The organism is Actinomyces timonensis DSM 23838, from assembly GCF_000295095.1.
GTDB classification, from domain to species: Bacteria; Actinomycetota; Actinomycetes; order Actinomycetales; family Actinomycetaceae; genus Actinomyces; species Actinomyces timonensis.
The window spans coordinates 556,991-572,678 of record NZ_JH806634.1 but is presented as its reverse complement, the minus strand read 5'-3'; the positions used below and the strand labels follow the sequence as shown (position 1 = coordinate 572,678).

Below are 15,688 nucleotides of genomic sequence, written 5' to 3'. Positions count from 1 at the left end.
AACCCCAACACACGCAAAACACGCGCACCAGAACCACAGCCAGGCCAAACAAAAACACCACATAACCAAACCAACCCAACCCCACCAGCCAAAACCAGCAGAACCAGACCAGCACCAATCATGCGGCAACCCACAACACCCAACCAAAACAGGTCAAGCACCATGAGCCAAAACAATGACATAAACAAGCATGACACACTATCGAGTTCTCAAACAACACACCCACCCCAGGAAACAACCCACAAAAGCGAATCGCAACCACCGAGAGGCGCGAGGAGAATATTATCGGGTCGATATTTCTCGGTCAAATTGAGAGTCCGTGACTCTCATCTCCCGTATCGCTCCGAAGAATCCTCCGGTGTTCCGCTCGGAGCCCTTGGGCCCTCGCGGCAACGAAGAGAACTTTAGCCCGCGACCTCCCCAAAAGGTCAAATCGTGGGGGCATGAACCGGGCCACATCCCCCGCCGCGACCGGCGGCCGCTGGATCAAGCACGGGAGGGCGGGGCCTGGTCTGTCACCAGGAGCCCCGCCCTCCCATGCCCGTCAACCGCTGCCGGGAGCTTTAGTCCCCTCAGTCCTCGGCGAAGCGGCGCACGGCCACGGCCACGGCGTCGGCCACGCGCGTGTCGAAGGCGTTGGGGATGATGTAGACGGGGCTGATCTCGTCGTCGCTGATCACCGAGGCGATTCCGGTGGCAGCGGCGCGAAGGAGCTCGGTGGAGATGTTGGTGATCCCCGTGTCGAGCAGGCCCCGGAAGAGACCGGGGAAGGCCAGGACGTTGTTGATCTGGTTGGGGAAGTCCGAGCGGCCGGTGGCCACGACGCTCACGTGCTCGGCGGCGCCGATAGGGTCGACCTCCGGCGTCGGGTTCGCCATGGCGAAGACGATGGCGCCCTCGGCCATGACGTCCAGGTCCTCGGGGGTCAGCAGGTTGCCGCTGGAGACCCCGATGAAGACATCGGCGCCGGCCAGGCCCTCCTTGAGCGTGCCCGTGATGCCCCGGGGGTTGGTGTTCTCGGCGAGCCACTTGCGGTGTTCGTTCATCCCCTCGGTGTCCCCGCTGTACAGGGCGCCGGCGCGCCCGTAGCCCACGATGTCCGTGGCGCCGTGCGCCATGAGCAGCTTGGCGATGGCGCTGCCCGCCGCGCCCACGCCGGACAGGACGATGCGCACGTCCTCGATGCGCTTGCCGACCACCTTGAGGGCGTTGATGAGGGCGGCGAGCGTGACGACGGCGGTTCCGTGCTGGTCGTCGTGGAAGACGGGGATGTCGAGCTCCTCGCGCAGGCGGGCCTCGATGTCGAAGCACTTGGGGGCGGCGATGTCCTCGAGGTTGATGCCGCCGTAGGCCGGGGCGATCGCCTTGCAGATCGCGATGATCTCCTCAGGATCCTTCGTGTCCAGGGCAACGGGCCAGGCGTCGACGCCGCCGAACTGCTTGAAGAGGATCGCCTTGCCCTCCATGACGGGCATCGCCGCTGCCGGGCCGATGTCCCCCAGGCCGAGCACGGCCGTGCCGTCGGTGACCACGGCGACGGTGTTCTTCTTGATGGTCAGCTTGCGGGCCCGCTCGGGGTGGTCGTGAATGGCCTTGCAGACGCGGGCCACACCGGGGGTGTAGACGCGGGCGAGGTCGCGGCGGTTGCGCACAGGGTACTTCGACGCGATCTCGATCTTGCCGCCCACGTGGGCGAGGAAGGTGGAGTCGCCGACGTTCTCGACGATGACGCCGTCGATGGCGCGCAGGGCCTTGACGAGCTCGCCGCGGTGGACGGAGTCGCGGGTGTCGGCGGTCAGGTCGACGACGAGGCTGTCGCCGTCGGAGTCCGAGACGTCCACACCGGTGACGACGGCGCCCGTCGCGGTGGCGGTGTCCACCAGTTTCGCGACGACCCGCTGGGACGCGGAAACCTCCATGTGCAGGGCCACGGTGTAACTAGGGCTGGGCTGGACCATGCTGGCTCCTTCGAGGCGGTGTCCGTCGGCGCCAGTCGCCGACCACCTGGGATGGGATTGATTCGGCCGAAGACTATCCCCCTCGCCCCACGGATCGGACCCGGTGCGACCATCAGGCAAGACGAGTCGCGGTTGTCTGATTCCCCAGCCGGCACCAGCCGGCCCCGCCCTCCCCGCTCCTCATGGGGCGGTGCCCCGGCGCGCCCACCCCGAAGGGCGGGCGCGCCGGGGCACCGGTGGTCGGGGGCGCCGGCCTCAGCCCTGGACGCGCTCCATGATGAGCTCGCGCACGCGCTTCGCGTCGGCCTGTCCCCTGGTGGCCTTCATGACGGCGCCCACGATCGCGCCGGCGGCCTGGACCTTGCCGCCGCGGATCTTGTCGGCGACATCGGGCTGCGCGGCCAGCGCCTCATCGACGGCGGCCAGGAGGGCGGACTCGTCGGAGACGACCTCCAGGCCGCGCGCGGAGACAACCGCCTCGGGATCGCCCTCGCCCGCGAGCACTCCGGCTAGGACCTGCCGCGCGAGCTTGTCGGTCAGCCGCCCGGCGTCGACCAGCCCCTGGAGCTCGGCGACCTGGGCAGGGGTGATCGCCAGATCCTCCAGCGCGGCCTCCTGCTCCTTGGCGGTGCGGGCGAGCTCGCCCATCCACCACTTGCGGGCGGCCTGGCCGGTGGTTCCCGCCTGGGCGGTGGCCTCGATGAGCTCCAGGGCGCCGGCGTTGACGACGTCGCTCATCTCGGTGTCGCTGAGGCCCCATTCGGCCTTGAGACGGCGCCGCTTGGCGGCGGGCAGCTCGGGCAGGGAGGCCCGGATCTCCTCGACCCACTCGCGGCTGGGGGCAACGGGCACGAGATCGGGCTCGGGGAAGTAGCGGTAGTCGTCGGCGTCGGACTTCACGCGCCCGGCGCGCGTGGTGCCGTCGGCCTGGCCGTGGCGGGTCTCCTGGAGGACCTCGCCCCCGGCCGCCAGAATGGCGGCCTGGCGGGAGATCTCGTAGCGGATGACGGCGTCGATCCCGCGGAAGGTGTTGACGTTCTTCGTCTCGGTGCGGGTGCCCAGCGGCGCGTCCGGGCCCTCGCGCAGGGAGACGTTGACGTCGGCGCGCACATTGCCGCGCTCCATGCGGGCCTCGCTGACCCCGAGCGCGCGGAAGATGTCACGCAGGGAGCGCACGTAGGCGGCGGCCACCTCCGGGGCCCTCGCCCCGGCGCCGATGATCGGGCGGGAGACGATCTCCACCAGCGGCACGCCCGCGCGGTTGTAGTCCACGAGGGAGTGGCTGGCGCCCTCGATGCGGCCGTCGGCGCCACCGATGTGGGTGTTCTTGCCGGCGTCCTCCTCCATGTGGGCCCGCTCGATGGGCACCGTGAACAGCGAGCCGTCCTCGAGCTCGACCTCCAGGGCGCCGTCGAAGGCGATGGGCTCGTCGGACTGGGAGGTCTGGAAGTCCTTGGCCAGGTCGGGGTAGAAGTAGTTCTTCCTAGCGAAGCGGCAGGACTCGGCGATCTGGCAGCCCAGCGCCAGGCCGATGCGGATGGCGTACTCCACGCCCCGCTTGTTGACCACCGGCAGAGCGCCGGGAAGGCCCACGGAGGTGGGGGTGACGCGGGAGTTCGGCTCCCCGCCGAAGGCGTTGGGGGCGGCGTCGAACATCTTCGTGGCGGTGCCGAGCTCGACGTGCACCTCCAGCCCGATGACCGGGTCGTAGCGGCGCACGGCCTCGTCGTAGTCCATCAGGGTGTCGCTCATCGCTGCTCCTCCTCCAGCTCGGGGGCCTGGGCCAGCAGGTGCCCGCCCCAGGTCTCCTCCAGTGCCGCCTCGAGGACCGCGCCAACGCGGTAGAGGCGGTCGTCGGCGCGCTGGGGCGCCAGGATCTGGAAGCCGACCGGCAGACCGCCGCTCAGCCCCGATGGCAGGCTCATGCCCGGGATTCCGGCGAGGTTGGCCGGGATCGTCGTGACGTCCAGCTTGTACATCGCCAGGGGATCGTCCTTCTCCCCGAAGCGGTAGGCGGTGATCGGCGCCGTCGGGGAGACGAGCACATCGGCGCGCTCCCAGGCGGCGGCGAAGTCGCGCTGCACGAGGGTGCGGACCTTCTGGGCGGACCCGTAGTAGGCGTCGTAGTAGCCCGCGGAGAGCACGTGGGTGCCCAGGATGATGCGCCGCTTGGCCTCATCGCCGAATCCCGCGCCGCGGGTCGCGGCCATGACGGTCTCGGCGGTGACGGGCCCACTGGCCGGCTCGACGCGCAGGCCGTAGCGCATGCCGTCATAGCGGGCGAGGTTGGAGGACACCTCGGCGGGCATGATGAGGTAGTAGGCGTCGAGCGCGTACTCCAGGTGGGGCAGGCTGATGGTCTCCACGCTCGCGCCCGCCGCCTCGAGCAGGCCGAGGGCGGCGTGGAAGGAGTCCAGGACGCCGGGGTCGTAGCCCTCGCCGCCGTCGAGCTCGGAGATGACGCCCACGCGCAGGCCGGTGAGATCCCGCCCGGCCTGGGCGGCGCGGACGATGGCGGCCATGCCGCGGGGGGCGTCGGCGAGCGAGGTGGAGTCCAGCGGGTCGTGCGCGCCGACGACGTCGTGGAGGAGGGCCGTGTCCAGGACGGTGCGGGCCATGGGGCCGGGGGTGTCCAGGGAGGAGGCCATGGCGATGACGCCGAAGCGCGAGACGGTGCCGTAGGTCGGCTTGACGCCGACGGTGCCGGTGACGGCGGCGGGCTGGCGGATGGAGCCGCCGGTGTCCGTGCCCAGGGCGAGCGGCGCCTCGTAGGAGCCGACGGCGGCGGCCGAGCCGCCGGATGAGCCGCCGGGGATCCGTCCGAGGTCCCACGGGTTGGCGGTGCGCTTGAAGGCGGAGTGCTCGGTGGAGCCGCCCATGGCGAACTCGTCGAGGTTGGTCTTGCCCAGGATCGGCAGGCGCGCCCCTCGCAGGGCGGTGACGGCCGTCGCGTCGTAGGGCGGCACCCATCCCTCAAGGATCTTGGAGGCGGCCGTGGTGACCTGGCCGCGGGTGGCGAAGAGGTCCTTGACGGCCACGGGCACGCCGGTGAGCTCATGCGGGGCGCCGCTGTCCTCGCGCCGGGCGGCGTCGGCGGCGTCGGCATCGGCCAGGGCCTTGTCCACGTCGACGTCGAGGAAGGCGCCGACGGCGCCGTCGACGGCGGTGATGCGCTCCAGGTGGGCGCTGGTGAGCTCGCGGGAGCTCACCTCGCCGCTGGCCAGGGCGGCCGCCTGCTCGGCGGCGGTGGAGCGGATGAGGGAGGGCAGGGAGCGGGCGTCGCTCATGAGCCGGACTCCTCTCCGAGGATCTGGGGCACGAGGAACATGGAGTCCTCGGCCGCGGGGGCGCCGGCGAGGAGCTCGTCGACGTCGAGCGTCGGACCGGGGACGTCCTCGCGCAGGACATTGGCCAGCGGCACGGGGTGGGAGGTCGCCGGCAGATCGGGGGTGACAACGGAGGTGACCCGGGCGAAGGAGGAGGCGACGGCGTCCAGCTCTCCGGCCAGGCGCGTCACCTCCTCATCGGTCAGGGCCACGCGCGCGAGAGCCGCGACCCGCGCGACCTCGGCGGAGGAGATGGCAGACATGGGCAGGAGTCTAGTCATGCCGCTGCTGGGCGCGCGCCCACGGGGCGGCAGCGCCCATCGGGGCCCGCCGCGCCGGCGCTCCGCCCGGCCGAGCCCCGTCCACCCACTGGTACCGCCCGCGGGGACGACTCCCCATCATGTGCCCCATGACCCGCGGATTCCCAGGCCCGTTAAGAGATCTCACAGGGAACATGCAGACAAGGGCGTTGACTCAGCGGGCGGAGTAGCGTGTGATGGTTTCATGGCTGGTTCCTGCGCGCTCGCGGGACTGGGCAGGAATAGCGCGCCCCTACCCCTCCCCAAGGAGGGGGCGCAGGGGGCGCGCATGATCGAAAGCATGAGATGACCGGAGAGACTCTTCTGGACAACAGCGCAGAGGCGGTGGAGGCGGCGGATCCCGCGCGCCACCGCCGCTGGCCCCTGTGGGCGGGGCTCGGACTCCTGCTGCTCGTGGCCTGCTTGGGCACGGGCGCTTACGCCTACACAAGCCACTACGCCGATCGCGCCGTCCCCGGAACGGCGATCGCCGGGACCGATGTGTCGGGCATGACCCGCGACGAGATCGCCTCGATGATCACATCGAAGGCTGAGTCGGCCACCGTCGCGGTCTCAGGCGACGTGACCGCCACCGCGACACTGGCGGACCTCGGCATCACCGTGGACGCGGGCGCGACGGCCGACGCCGCGCTGGCGCGCAGCGAGAGCATCGGCGATCGCCTGACCGCGCTTTTCTCCTCCGAGGACCTTCCCGTGGTCACGACCACGGATGACGCCGTCGCCAAGGACTACGCGTCCTCCCTCATCCCCGCCGACAAGGTCCGCGCGAGCAACGCGGGGATCGCGCTCGACGCGGAGGGCACGTCGTTCACGGTGACACCGGCCGTGTCCGGGGCGAGCATCGACCCCGCCCCCTTGACCCAGGCCGGCGCCGAGGCCGCCTCGACCCTCTCACCCGCCAGCGCCTCGGTGTCGATGACCACCCAGCCCCCGGCGGTCTCGGACGCGGACGCCCAGGCCGTGGCCGACACGGCGAACAACTGGATCAGCCAGGACGTGACGATCTCCGACGCCTCCGGCAAGAGCTCCTACAGCCCCGATGCCTCCACGAAGGCCTCCTGGATCACCGTGACGGCGGGCAACGACGCCGCCCCCACCCTGTCGATCGACTCCACCAAGGTCTCGTCCTGGGTGGCCAACCAGGCCAGCGAGGAGAAGGTCGACGAGGTCGAGGGCACGAGGAACGTCAACTCCAAGGGCGATGTCGTCGCTACCCCCGTCGAGGCCGTCAAGAGCCAGACGGTCAAGAACGCCGACGCCCTGTCCACCTCGATCTCCGAGGCCCTGGGCAAGGGCACCGGCTACTCCGGGACCTTCGAGATGGAGGTCGGCGAGGAGAAGTGGACGCAGCGGACCATCGCCGACGGCGCCGAGAACCTCAACTACCAGGCGGCTCCCGGTGAGAAGTGGGTGGACGTCAACCTCTCGGACAAGACCGTGACCGCCTACGAGGGCGCGACCGTCGTGCGCGGCCCGGTGTCCATGGTCGACGGCGCCGCCGCCACCCCGACGGTCACGGGCACCTACCACGTCTACCTGCAGCTGCCCTCGCAGACGATGGAGGGCGACAACGCCGACGGCACCCGCTACCGCACCGAGGACGTGCCGTGGGTCAGCTACTTCTACAGCGGCTACGCCTTCCACGGCGCCCCGTGGCGCTCCAGCTTCGGCTACTCGGGCTCCCACGGCTGCATCAACATGCCGGTGTCGGAGGCCCAGTGGATCTACAGCTGGGCGGAGATCGGCACGACGGTGGTCAGCCACCACTGATCGGCCCCGGACGCCCCTAGCGCGGCGGCGGCCCGCCCCATCTCGGGGCGGGCCGCCGTCGTTAGCGGAGCGAGGGGCTCAGCCGAGCTCGGGGAACCAGATGGCGATCTCGCGGGCGGCCGACTCCTCGGAGTCAGAGCCGTGGATGAGGTTCTCGATGGCGCTCGAGCCCCAGTCGCGCGCCAGGTCGCCGCGGATCGTGCCGGGGGCCGCCGCCGTCGGATCGGTGGCGCCCATGAGGGAGCGGCAGCCCTCGACGACGCGGTGGCCCTCGACCACGGCGGCGACCACGGGCCCGGAGGTCATGTACTCCACGAGGCCGGGGTAGAAGGGGCGCTCGACGTGCTCGGCGTAGTGGGCCGCGAGGACCTCCTCGGTGGGGGTGAGGAGCTTGAGGGCAGCCAGGGCGTAGCCCTTGGCCTCGATGCGGCGCAGGATCTCCCCGGTGAGGCGGCGGCGCACGCCGTCGGGCTTGATGAGGATGAGGATTCGGCTGGAGGTGGCGGTCATCGGGGCTCCTAGTGGTCTGCCGCGTCGGGCAGGTCGGGTTCGGGGACGGCGTCGCCCGGCCTGGCAACCGGGCGATCGTGGGCCGGAGACTACACGAGGCGGGCATCACGCGACTAGGATGTTGGCGCCCCGCCCCGGTTGCTCGAAGGAGAGCCATGTCGCGTCCTCAGGTCCCCCGCCTGCGCCTGTCCGTCCTCCTGGCGCCCCTCGTGCTCGCGGTGGCAGCGTGCGGGGCCTCCCCCACCACCAGTGCCCCAAGCGCCTCAGAGCCCACGGCGATGGAGACTCCGACCGGCACGCCCTTAGCGCCCGTCGACTCCTCCTCCGCGCTCCCGCCGGCTCCCACGCCGCTCACCTCCAGCCAGATCACCAATGGCGAGCTCGATGTGCCCGCCATCTGCACCGACGGCTCGCAGCTCGCGGGCGGCTACTACGGCCAGGATCTTGCCGCGAGCCCCGCCACTGTCACCATGTCCGGCGGCTCAGCCCCCGTGGGCTCGATGGGAGAGGTTCGCGTGGTCAAGGGCCCCGAGGCTCTGGGGACCCCCGACGGCGCCGCCGCGGTCGGCCTGACCTGCTTCGACGGCGCCCGCAACGAGGACATCGTGGCCGTCTACACGCCTGATGGCAGTCTCCAGGCGGCCCAGCCCCTTGGGCGCTTCGCCCTCGGCATGCCCGTTATCACGGGCCTGACCCCCACCGAGAAGGGCGTGCGCGTGGAGTGGAGCCACGAGCGCACGCCCCAGGACGCCACTGAGCGCAACGGCTCGGGGACCGGGCAGGCGGTCCTGTCGTGGCAGGCGCCCTCGTTGACGGTCCTCTCCCACTCCTCCTCCGACCCGGCCAACACGGCCAGCGCCACGGCGAGCCTGCTCCTGGACGCCCTGGCCAGGCAGGACCAGGAGGCGATCTCCGCGCTGGTCACCGACGCGGGGGCCCAGTCGCTGGACGCCCCGCTGGGCGACGCCGGCGCCTTGCAGCACCGCTCGAAGAGCACGCCGGTGCGCGAGGTGATGACACAGGACGCGCCCACGCTCAAGGTCGAGTCGTGCATCACCGGGCCGAGGACCGTCCCCGACACGGGCGAGCCGCTGGCCGCGGGCCAGTACGGGTGCACCATCAGCACTGTCAGCGGCAACGACGGCAGGAGCATGTACTACTACTGGGTCCTCTTCCCCGCCGACGGGAGCCTTGACCGTCTTGAGGAGATCAGGGCCCAGGGCTACACCTGCTGAGACGCCGGCCCCGCCCCTCAGGGGCGGTGGAACAGGGTCCGGGCCTCGGCCGCGAGGACCACCGAGCCCACGATGAGCACGCCTGAGGCGGTCAGCGGCGCGTCGCCGCCCTCGGAGAGCGCGACGGCGCGGTCGACGCCGTCGGCGAGGGTCTGCGCTACCTGGACGCGGTCGGCTCCGAAGACCTCCCGCGCGACGGCCCCCAGGTCCTCGACGTCCATGGCGCGCGGGGAGTCGATGGGGACGCAGACGACGGCGTCGCAGGCGGGCTCGAGGATCGACAGGATTCCCTCGACGTCCTTGTCCGCCATCGCGCCCATGACGGCCACGAGGTGGGAGAAGCCGAAGGCCTCCTCGACGGCGGGCATGAGGGCCGCCACGCCGTGCGGGTTGTGCCCGGCGTCGGCGATGACCGTCGGCGAGGAGCGCAGGACCTCCAGGCGCCCCGGGGACGTCGTCGAGGCGAATCCCTCCTCCACGAGGGCGGGCGGCAGCGCGCGCCCCCCGAAGAAGGCCTCGGCCGCCGCGAGCGCGAGCAGGGCGTTGTGCGCCTGGTACTCCCCGTGGAGGGGGACGAAGACGTCCTCGTAGACGGCGGCGGCCGTGGCCAGCGTGACGAGCTGGCCTCCCACGGCCAGCTCGCGCGAGCGCACGGCGAGCTCGCCCGCGCCCGGCTCGCCGGGATCCTCCTCGGGGTCGAGCTCCCGGCGCCACACGACGCGGCGCGCGGCCGCGGCCTCGGCGATGACCTCCTGGGCCTCGGGCACCTGGACCGAGGTGATGAGGGTGGCGCCGTCCTTGATGATGCCGGCCTTGTTCTCGGCGACCTCGCGGATCGTGCTCCCGAGCCAGGCGGCGTGGTCGAGGCCGATCGGGGTGATGACCTCGACGTCGGAGTCCACGACATTCGTGCAGTCCCACGTGCCGCCCATGCCGACCTCGATGATGGCGGCGTCCACGGGGTGGTCGGCGAAGGCCGCCAGCGCCATGACGGTGAGCACCTCGAAGAAGCTCATCCTCGGGCCGCCATCGGCCTGGGAGCGCTCATCGACCATCGCGATGTAGGGGGCGACGTCCTCCCAGGCGGCGATGAAGCCCTCCTCGCTGATGGGCTCGCCGTCGAGGCTGATGCGCTCGCGGATCGTCGCCAGGTGCGGGCTGGTGAAGCGGCCGGTGCGCAGTCCCGCGGCCGCGAGCAGGCGCTCGGTCATGCGGGCCGTCGAGGTCTTGCCGTTGGTGCCGGTGATGTGCACGACCCGGTAGGAGCGCTCGGGGTGGCCCAGGATGTCCATGACCGCCTCGATGCGCTCCAGGGAGGGCTGGACGCGGTGCTCGGGGGCGCGGGAGAGGATCTCGGCCTCCACCTGCTTCATGCGCTCGGACACCTCGACGCCGCGGGCGGCGGCCAGCAGGGCCTGGCGGTGGGCATCCTGCTCGCCGTCGGGGTCGCCCTCCCCCGCGCCGTCGGGATCACCGGCGGGATCACCCTCGGCGTCCGGCAGGACGGGTTCCCAGGACTCCCAGTCGTCGGAGTCGTCGGCGTCGGCCTCGGCCAGGAGCGCGTCGAGCTCGTCCGGGTCGCCCGAGGCCAGCATGTTGTGGGCGACGAGCTCGCGCAGGGCCTCCAGGTCCTGGGCCTCGGCCGCGCGCCGGGCCTCGGCCCGCTCGCTGGCGGCCGCTCGGGCATCGGCGAGGCTGAGGCCCGAGGCCGGATCTCCCTGGCCCTCGCCCCGCGCGGAGTCATCGGCCGCCTCGAGGTAGGGCAGGAGCTCGGGGTCGATCCCCTCGCCGCCATCCCCGCTGCTAGCGCCTCCGGTGCCGAAGACGGCGTCGACGACCTCCTCGGCGGTGGCGTCGGCGGGAATGCCGAAGGCCGCGCCCGGGTGCGAGGAAGCGGCGCCACGGGTGGCCCCGCTCGTGCGCTCGCCCTCAGCGCTCGCCGCGCTGCCGGATCCCTCGTGGTGGCTCATCGATCAGTCCTCCTCAGCGGAGCGGGCCCGCGCCGCGTCCGCGCCAGGCAACTGTACTGGCCCCCGGGGGACCTCGCCGTCCTCAGCGCCGGCCCATCCCCACGTAGGAGAAGCCCGCGCCCTTCCAGGCGCCCGCGTCCAGGGAGTTGCGCCCGTCGATGACGTTGGCGCGGCGCATGAGGGAGGCCGCGCGCGCGGGGTCGAGGGAGGTGAACTGGCGCCATTCGGTGGCCAGCACGGCCAGGTCGGCGTCCCGCAGTGCCTCATCGGCGGTGTCGTAGACCTCCAGGCCCTCGCGCTCCTGCTCGGCGAGGATCGCGCCGGCCTGGGGGTCGGTGACCGCCACCCGCGCGCCGGCGGCGGCGAGGCGGCCCGCTATCTCCAGCGCGGGCGAGTCGCGCATGTCGTCGCTGTCGGGCTTGAAGGCTGCGCCGAGGATCGCCACGCGGGCGCCGTCGAGCCCATCGCCGAGCATCTGGCGGGCCTTGTCGAGCACGAGGGCTCGGGCCCGCAGGTTCACCCGGTCCGCCTCGGCGAGGATGTCGAGGGCGTCGCCCGCGCCGAGCTCGGCGGCGCGCGCCTGGAAGGCCCGGATGTCCTTGGGCAGGCAGCCCCCGCCGAAGCCGATGCCGGCGCGCAGGAAGCGGTGGCCGATGCGCGCGTCCAGGCCTATGGCCTCGGCCAGGGCGGTGACGTCGGCGCTGGCGGCGTCGCAGACCTGGGCGACGGCGTTGATGAAGGAGATCTTGATGGCCAGGAAGGAGTTGGCGCTGACCTTGACCAGCTCCGCCGTGGCGTAGTCCATCGTCAGGCGCTTGACGCCGGTGGCGAGGATGGGGGCGTAGACCTCATCGAGCACGGCGGCGGCCGCCTCGGCCCGCGCGGGGTCGATGGGCAGGCCGTAGACCATGCGATCGGGCTCCAGGGTGTCCTTGACCGCGAAGCCCTCGCGCAGGAACTCGGGGTTCCACACCAGGGTGGTGCCCGCGGCGTCGAAGCGCTCGGCCAGGCGCGCGGCCGTTCCCACGGGAACCGTCGACTTGCCGACGACGATCTCCTCGCCCTCCTGGCAGTGGCCAAGGTGGGGCACGAGGGCCTCGACAGCGCTGTCCACGTAGGTCATATCCGCTGCGCCGGAGGGGGTCTGGGGCGTCCCGACGCCGATGAAGTGGACCTGCGCGCCCCGGGCGGCGGAGATGTCGGTGGTGAAGCGCAGGCGGCCCGAGGCGACGTTGCGCGAGAGCACCTCCTCGAAGCCCGGCTCGAAGAACGGCGCGGTCCCGGCCGCCAGGGCGCTGATCCGGCCCTCGTCGACGTCGATGCCCACGACGTCGTGCCCGATCTCGGCCATCGACGCCGCGTGGACGGCGCCGAGGTAGCCGCATCCGATCATCGAGATGCGCATGGCTGCTCCTCTCCTCCCGGCCCCACTGGCCGGATCTCTGGTTCATTCAGCGGTGCCCCGCGCGCCTGGGAGAGCGCGCCGACGGCGGTGAGACAAACGGGATGAGGGGAGGCGCCGCGCGCGGCGCGGGTGGTGGCGGGCCCGCTGGCCCGGGTGGGGCGGCCTGCGCCGGATCAGGCCGGGTCAGGCCGAGCCGTCCAGGAGGAGGACGGCCTTGACGGTGCGCAGCAGGATCCACAGGTCGAGCCCGGGGGTCCAGTTGTCCACGTAGAACAGGTCGAGGCGGATGGCCTCCTCCCAGGTGAGGGAGGAGCGGCCGCTGACCTGCCACAGCCCGGTGATCCCGGGCTTGGCGACCAGGCGCCGCGAGGCCTCGGCGTCATAGAGGGCGACCTCCTTGGCCACCTGGGGGCGCGGGCCGACCAGGCTCATCGAGCCCGACACGACGTTGAAGAGCTGCGGCAGCTCATCGATGGAGGTGCGCCTCAGGAAGGCGCCCACGCGCGTGATGCGCGGGTCGTTGTCCACCTTGAACAGGGGGCTGTCCGTGCGGTTCTGCTCGCGCAGGAGCCCGGCGAGCTCGGCGTCGGCGTTGATCCGCATGGAGCGGAACTTCCAGATCTTGAAGGGCTCGCCGTTCAGGCCGATGCGGGTCTGGCGGAAGAGGATCGGCCCGCGGTCCTGCATCCAGATGAGCGGCGGGACGATGAGCCACACGGGCAGCAGGAGGACGATGATGAGCGAGGAGGCGATGACGTCCGTGGAGCGCTTGAACAGCGAGTGCGCCACGTCGGCGCGGGGCTGCTGGATCTCGATGGCGGACAGTCCCCTGGCCGAGCGCATCCACAGCCGCGAGCTGGCGATCTGCAGGAGCGGGGGCAGCATGATGAGGCGGCCCTCGGCCCCGAGGGACTGGCTGAGCCTGCGGATCATGGCGGAGGTGAGCCCGGAGTCCTCCGCGACGACGACGGCGATCCCGTCGGAGCTCTCCACGGTGCCCTGAAGGCTGTCCACTCCCCCGATGATGGGCACGGAGAGCTCGGGGCGCTCGGCGAGCGCGCCCTCATCGGAGACGAAGGCCCCCCGGATCTGCAGGCCGAGACCGGGCTGCCGGGTGAGCTCGGCGATCGCCGAGGCCACCGCGTCGGCCGATCCGACGACGTAGGCGGGCTGAGCGAGGCTCCCGGCGGCGGCGAGGCGGATGAGGCGGCGCCTGGCCGCCCAGTGCCATGCCAGGAGCGCGACGATCGAGATCGCCAGGGCTGCCACGAGGTAGGCGGTGGACAGGCGCACCCCCACCATGTAGCCGAGGATCGAGAACCCGGCGAACTCCAGGACGGTGGCCCACACGACCCGCTTGTACTCGGTGGCGCCGTGGCCCAGCACCCGGTCGCGGTAGACGTCGGCCTTTGTCAGGAGGAGCCCCCAGGTCACGGCGACCGCCGTGACGAGCAGGGCCCGCATGACGAGGGTGGGGACGACGCCGGTGCCGATGTCCTCGCGGCCGGTGACGTGGCACAGTCGCTCCACGCACACGACGACGAGCAGGATGATGACGAGGTCCCCGGTCCTCAGGCCCCGGCGGAAGAAGGTCCTCCGCCGCCAGGCCTCGGCGGCCGTCGGGACGGCGCTGAAGGACGACGACTGGATCATGATTCCGCCGATCGGTCGGCCAGGAGCCCGGCGGGGCCGCCGCCCTGGGCGGGGATCGCGGGCGCTGGGGCGCCGGCGCCGATCGCCCCGCGCGCGCCGCCCGAGCGGCTCGTCCCACTGGCCCCGCCGGACATGAGGCTGTCCACCGGGCCGGAGTCGAGGAAGCCGCGCTTGTTGACGGCGTTGAGGACGACGCCGAGGATCCGCCCGCCGCCCTGCTCAAGGGCCTGCGCCCCCTGGCGCAGCTGGGCGGATGTGGTGGTGCCGGTGGAGACCACGAGCAGGGCGCCGTCGGCCTGGGCGGCCAGCACGGCGGCGTCGGTGGTCTGGGAGGTCGGCGGGGAGTCGATGAGGACGATGGCCTCGGCGGACAGGCTCTGCAGGAGCTCGGCCATGCGCGAGGAGCCCAGGAGCTCGGAGGGGTTGCCCGGCAGCGCCCCGGCGGGGATGACGGCCAGGCCCGGCATGGAGGTGCGCACGAGGGCGTCCTCGGAGGTGGCGGCGCCGGCGAGCACCTGGGCCAGGCCGGCCCGGCGGCCATCGACGCCCAGGACCGAGGCCAGCGACGGGGAGCGCAGGTCGCCCTCGATGAGGACGACGCGATGGCCGGACATCGCCAGGACCCGGGCCAGGCCCACCGTGACGGTGCTGCGCCCCTCGCCCGGATTGGCCGACGAGATGACGACGCTGCGCCCAGCGGTGGCGGTGGCGCGGATGAAGTTGGTGCGCAGCTTGCGCAGCTCCTCCTCGATGGCCGGGTCGGAGGCGTCCGCGCCGTTCCGGATGAGGTCGGAGTGCGGCAGGGCGCCCAGGACCGGCGAGTCGAGGACGGACAGGGCCTCGCTCGCGCCGCGCACCCGCTTGTTGAGCACCTCGATGACGAGCACGCCCAGGTAGGCGATGACGAGCCCGCCAAGGACGCCCGCGCCCAGGAGCATGGTGACCGACGGCGAGCGGGGGGCGGCGCGCAGCTCGGCGGAGGTCATGAGCTCGACGCCGACGGGGACGCCGTCGCCGTTGAGGGCGACGAACTCCTCGCCGGACTGCCGGACGGTCTCGTCGGCGATCGTCCGGGCCCGCTCGGGGGAGTCGGCGGTGGCCCGGACAACCACCGTGTCCGCGCCGGTCTCGTGCTTGGCCTTGATGGACCCGGCCAATGCGCCGGGGGTGGTGCCCGTCAGGCCGAGGGAGTCGATGACCCGCTGGGCCACGGTCTCGGAGGTGATGACCGGCATGAGGGACTTCGCCTTGCGCTCGGCGAGCTGGGAGGCGACGAGTTGGTAGTTCGTCGGGTTCCTCTGAGCGGCATCGATCGAGGCGTCCACCTTGACGTAGGCGATGGCGGTGGCGGTGTAGGACCGGGGGCCGAAGAGGGCCGCGCCGGCTGCGAGGAGGCCGCCCACGACGACGCCGATGAGGAGGATGCGCCAGCAGCGCTTGGCGAGCAGGAGGAGGTCTTCGAGCGTCATCAGCGGGCCACCCCCTCAGCGGGGCGGCCGGGCGCGCCGGCACGGGCCGGTGCCATTCCGAGGGGGGAGGCC

Annotated in this window: 11 protein-coding genes; 2 read left to right on the top strand and 9 right to left on the bottom strand. The window is 72.0% G+C overall.

Annotation, left to right across the window (positions count from 1 at the left end):
* Positions 1–572 precede the first annotated feature (572 nt).
* The 4 genes from A1QA_RS0112805 to gatC all read right to left on the bottom strand — a co-directional run bounded on the left by A1QA_RS0112805 (position 573) and on the right by gatC (position 5,547).
* Positions 573–1,958, bottom strand: coding sequence for an NAD-dependent malic enzyme (locus A1QA_RS0112805; protein ID WP_026048936.1), 1,386 nt, complete (start codon positions 1,956–1,958; stop codon positions 573–575).
* 255 nt (positions 1,959–2,213) lie between these two features.
* Positions 2,214–3,710: an Asp-tRNA(Asn)/Glu-tRNA(Gln) amidotransferase subunit GatB gene (gene gatB, locus A1QA_RS0112800; protein ID WP_017179306.1), complete on the bottom strand. Its 1,497-nt coding sequence runs from the start codon at positions 3,708–3,710 to the stop codon at positions 2,214–2,216.
* A complete protein-coding gene (gene gatA, locus A1QA_RS0112795) occupies positions 3,707–5,245 on the bottom strand; it encodes an Asp-tRNA(Asn)/Glu-tRNA(Gln) amidotransferase subunit GatA (protein ID WP_017179305.1) in 1,539 nt (512 codons plus the stop codon). The genes gatB and gatA overlap by 4 nt, the downstream gene beginning before the upstream one ends.
* Entirely contained in the window at positions 5,242–5,547 is a 306-nt protein-coding gene (gene gatC / locus A1QA_RS0112790; protein ID WP_017179304.1) for an Asp-tRNA(Asn)/Glu-tRNA(Gln) amidotransferase subunit GatC, read from the bottom strand. The genes gatA and gatC overlap by 4 nt, the downstream gene beginning before the upstream one ends.
* 342 nt (positions 5,548–5,889) lie before the next feature.
* Between gatC and A1QA_RS0112785 the strand changes: the two genes are divergently transcribed.
* Positions 5,890–7,374: a L,D-transpeptidase gene (locus A1QA_RS0112785; protein WP_017179303.1), complete on the top strand. Its 1,485-nt coding sequence runs from the start codon at positions 5,890–5,892 to the stop codon at positions 7,372–7,374.
* 78 nt (positions 7,375–7,452) lie between these two features.
* Here the strand turns inward: A1QA_RS0112785 and ndk are convergent, their stop codons facing one another.
* Positions 7,453–7,884, bottom strand: coding sequence for a nucleoside-diphosphate kinase (gene ndk / locus A1QA_RS0112780; RefSeq protein ID WP_017179302.1), 432 nt, complete (start codon positions 7,882–7,884; stop codon positions 7,453–7,455).
* A gap of 155 nt (positions 7,885–8,039) precedes the next feature.
* Between ndk and A1QA_RS0112775 the strand changes: the two genes are divergently transcribed.
* Positions 8,040–9,119: a hypothetical protein gene (locus A1QA_RS0112775; protein WP_017179301.1), complete on the top strand. Its 1,080-nt coding sequence runs from the start codon at positions 8,040–8,042 to the stop codon at positions 9,117–9,119.
* 17 nt (positions 9,120–9,136) lie between these two features.
* On the opposite strand, the gene A1QA_RS0112770 is transcribed toward A1QA_RS0112775, so the two are convergent.
* The 4 genes from A1QA_RS0112770 to A1QA_RS14790 form a co-directional block, all read right to left on the bottom strand.
* Positions 9,137–11,089, bottom strand: a complete 1,953-nt coding sequence (locus A1QA_RS0112770) for a bifunctional folylpolyglutamate synthase/dihydrofolate synthase (RefSeq protein ID WP_017179300.1) — start codon at positions 11,087–11,089, stop codon at positions 9,137–9,139.
* A gap of 82 nt (positions 11,090–11,171) precedes the next feature.
* Positions 11,172–12,494, bottom strand: a complete 1,323-nt coding sequence (locus A1QA_RS0112765) for a UDP-glucose dehydrogenase family protein (RefSeq protein ID WP_017179299.1) — start codon at positions 12,492–12,494, stop codon at positions 11,172–11,174.
* 183 nt (positions 12,495–12,677) lie between these two features.
* The gene (locus A1QA_RS0112760; protein WP_017179298.1) at positions 12,678–14,147 is read right to left on the bottom strand and encodes a sugar transferase; all 1,470 of its coding nucleotides are present in this window, start codon (positions 14,145–14,147) and stop codon (positions 12,678–12,680) included.
* Positions 14,144–15,616 carry a tyrosine-protein kinase domain-containing protein gene (locus A1QA_RS14790; RefSeq protein WP_051000665.1) on the bottom strand — a complete coding sequence of 491 codons (1,473 nt, stop codon included), beginning with the start codon at positions 15,614–15,616 and terminating at the stop codon, positions 14,144–14,146. The genes A1QA_RS0112760 and A1QA_RS14790 overlap by 4 nt, the downstream gene beginning before the upstream one ends.
* Positions 15,617–15,688 lie beyond the last annotated feature (72 nt).

What these genes read in the sequence shown, in the direction of transcription:
- A1QA_RS0112805 (WP_026048936.1), bottom strand. Translation starts at nt 1,958, where the DNA reads ATGGTCCAGCCCAGCCCTAGTTACACCGTGGCCCTGCACATGGAGGTT.
- gatB (WP_017179306.1), bottom strand. Translation starts at nt 3,710, where the DNA reads ATGAGCGACACCCTGATGGACTACGACGAGGCCGTGCGCCGCTACGAC.
- gatA (WP_017179305.1), bottom strand. Translation starts at nt 5,245, where the DNA reads ATGAGCGACGCCCGCTCCCTGCCCTCCCTCATCCGCTCCACCGCCGCC.
- gatC (WP_017179304.1), bottom strand. Translation starts at nt 5,547, where the DNA reads ATGTCTGCCATCTCCTCCGCCGAGGTCGCGCGGGTCGCGGCTCTCGCG.
- A1QA_RS0112785 (WP_017179303.1), top strand. Translation starts at nt 5,890, where the DNA reads ATGACCGGAGAGACTCTTCTGGACAACAGCGCAGAGGCGGTGGAGGCG.
- ndk (WP_017179302.1), bottom strand. Translation starts at nt 7,884, where the DNA reads ATGACCGCCACCTCCAGCCGAATCCTCATCCTCATCAAGCCCGACGGC.
- A1QA_RS0112775 (WP_017179301.1), top strand. Translation starts at nt 8,040, where the DNA reads ATGTCGCGTCCTCAGGTCCCCCGCCTGCGCCTGTCCGTCCTCCTGGCG.
- A1QA_RS0112770 (WP_017179300.1), bottom strand. Translation starts at nt 11,089, where the DNA reads ATGAGCCACCACGAGGGATCCGGCAGCGCGGCGAGCGCTGAGGGCGAG.
- A1QA_RS0112765 (WP_017179299.1), bottom strand. Translation starts at nt 12,494, where the DNA reads ATGCGCATCTCGATGATCGGATGCGGCTACCTCGGCGCCGTCCACGCG.
- A1QA_RS0112760 (WP_017179298.1), bottom strand. Translation starts at nt 14,147, where the DNA reads ATGATCCAGTCGTCGTCCTTCAGCGCCGTCCCGACGGCCGCCGAGGCC.
- A1QA_RS14790 (WP_051000665.1), bottom strand. Translation starts at nt 15,616, where the DNA reads ATGACGCTCGAAGACCTCCTCCTGCTCGCCAAGCGCTGCTGGCGCATC.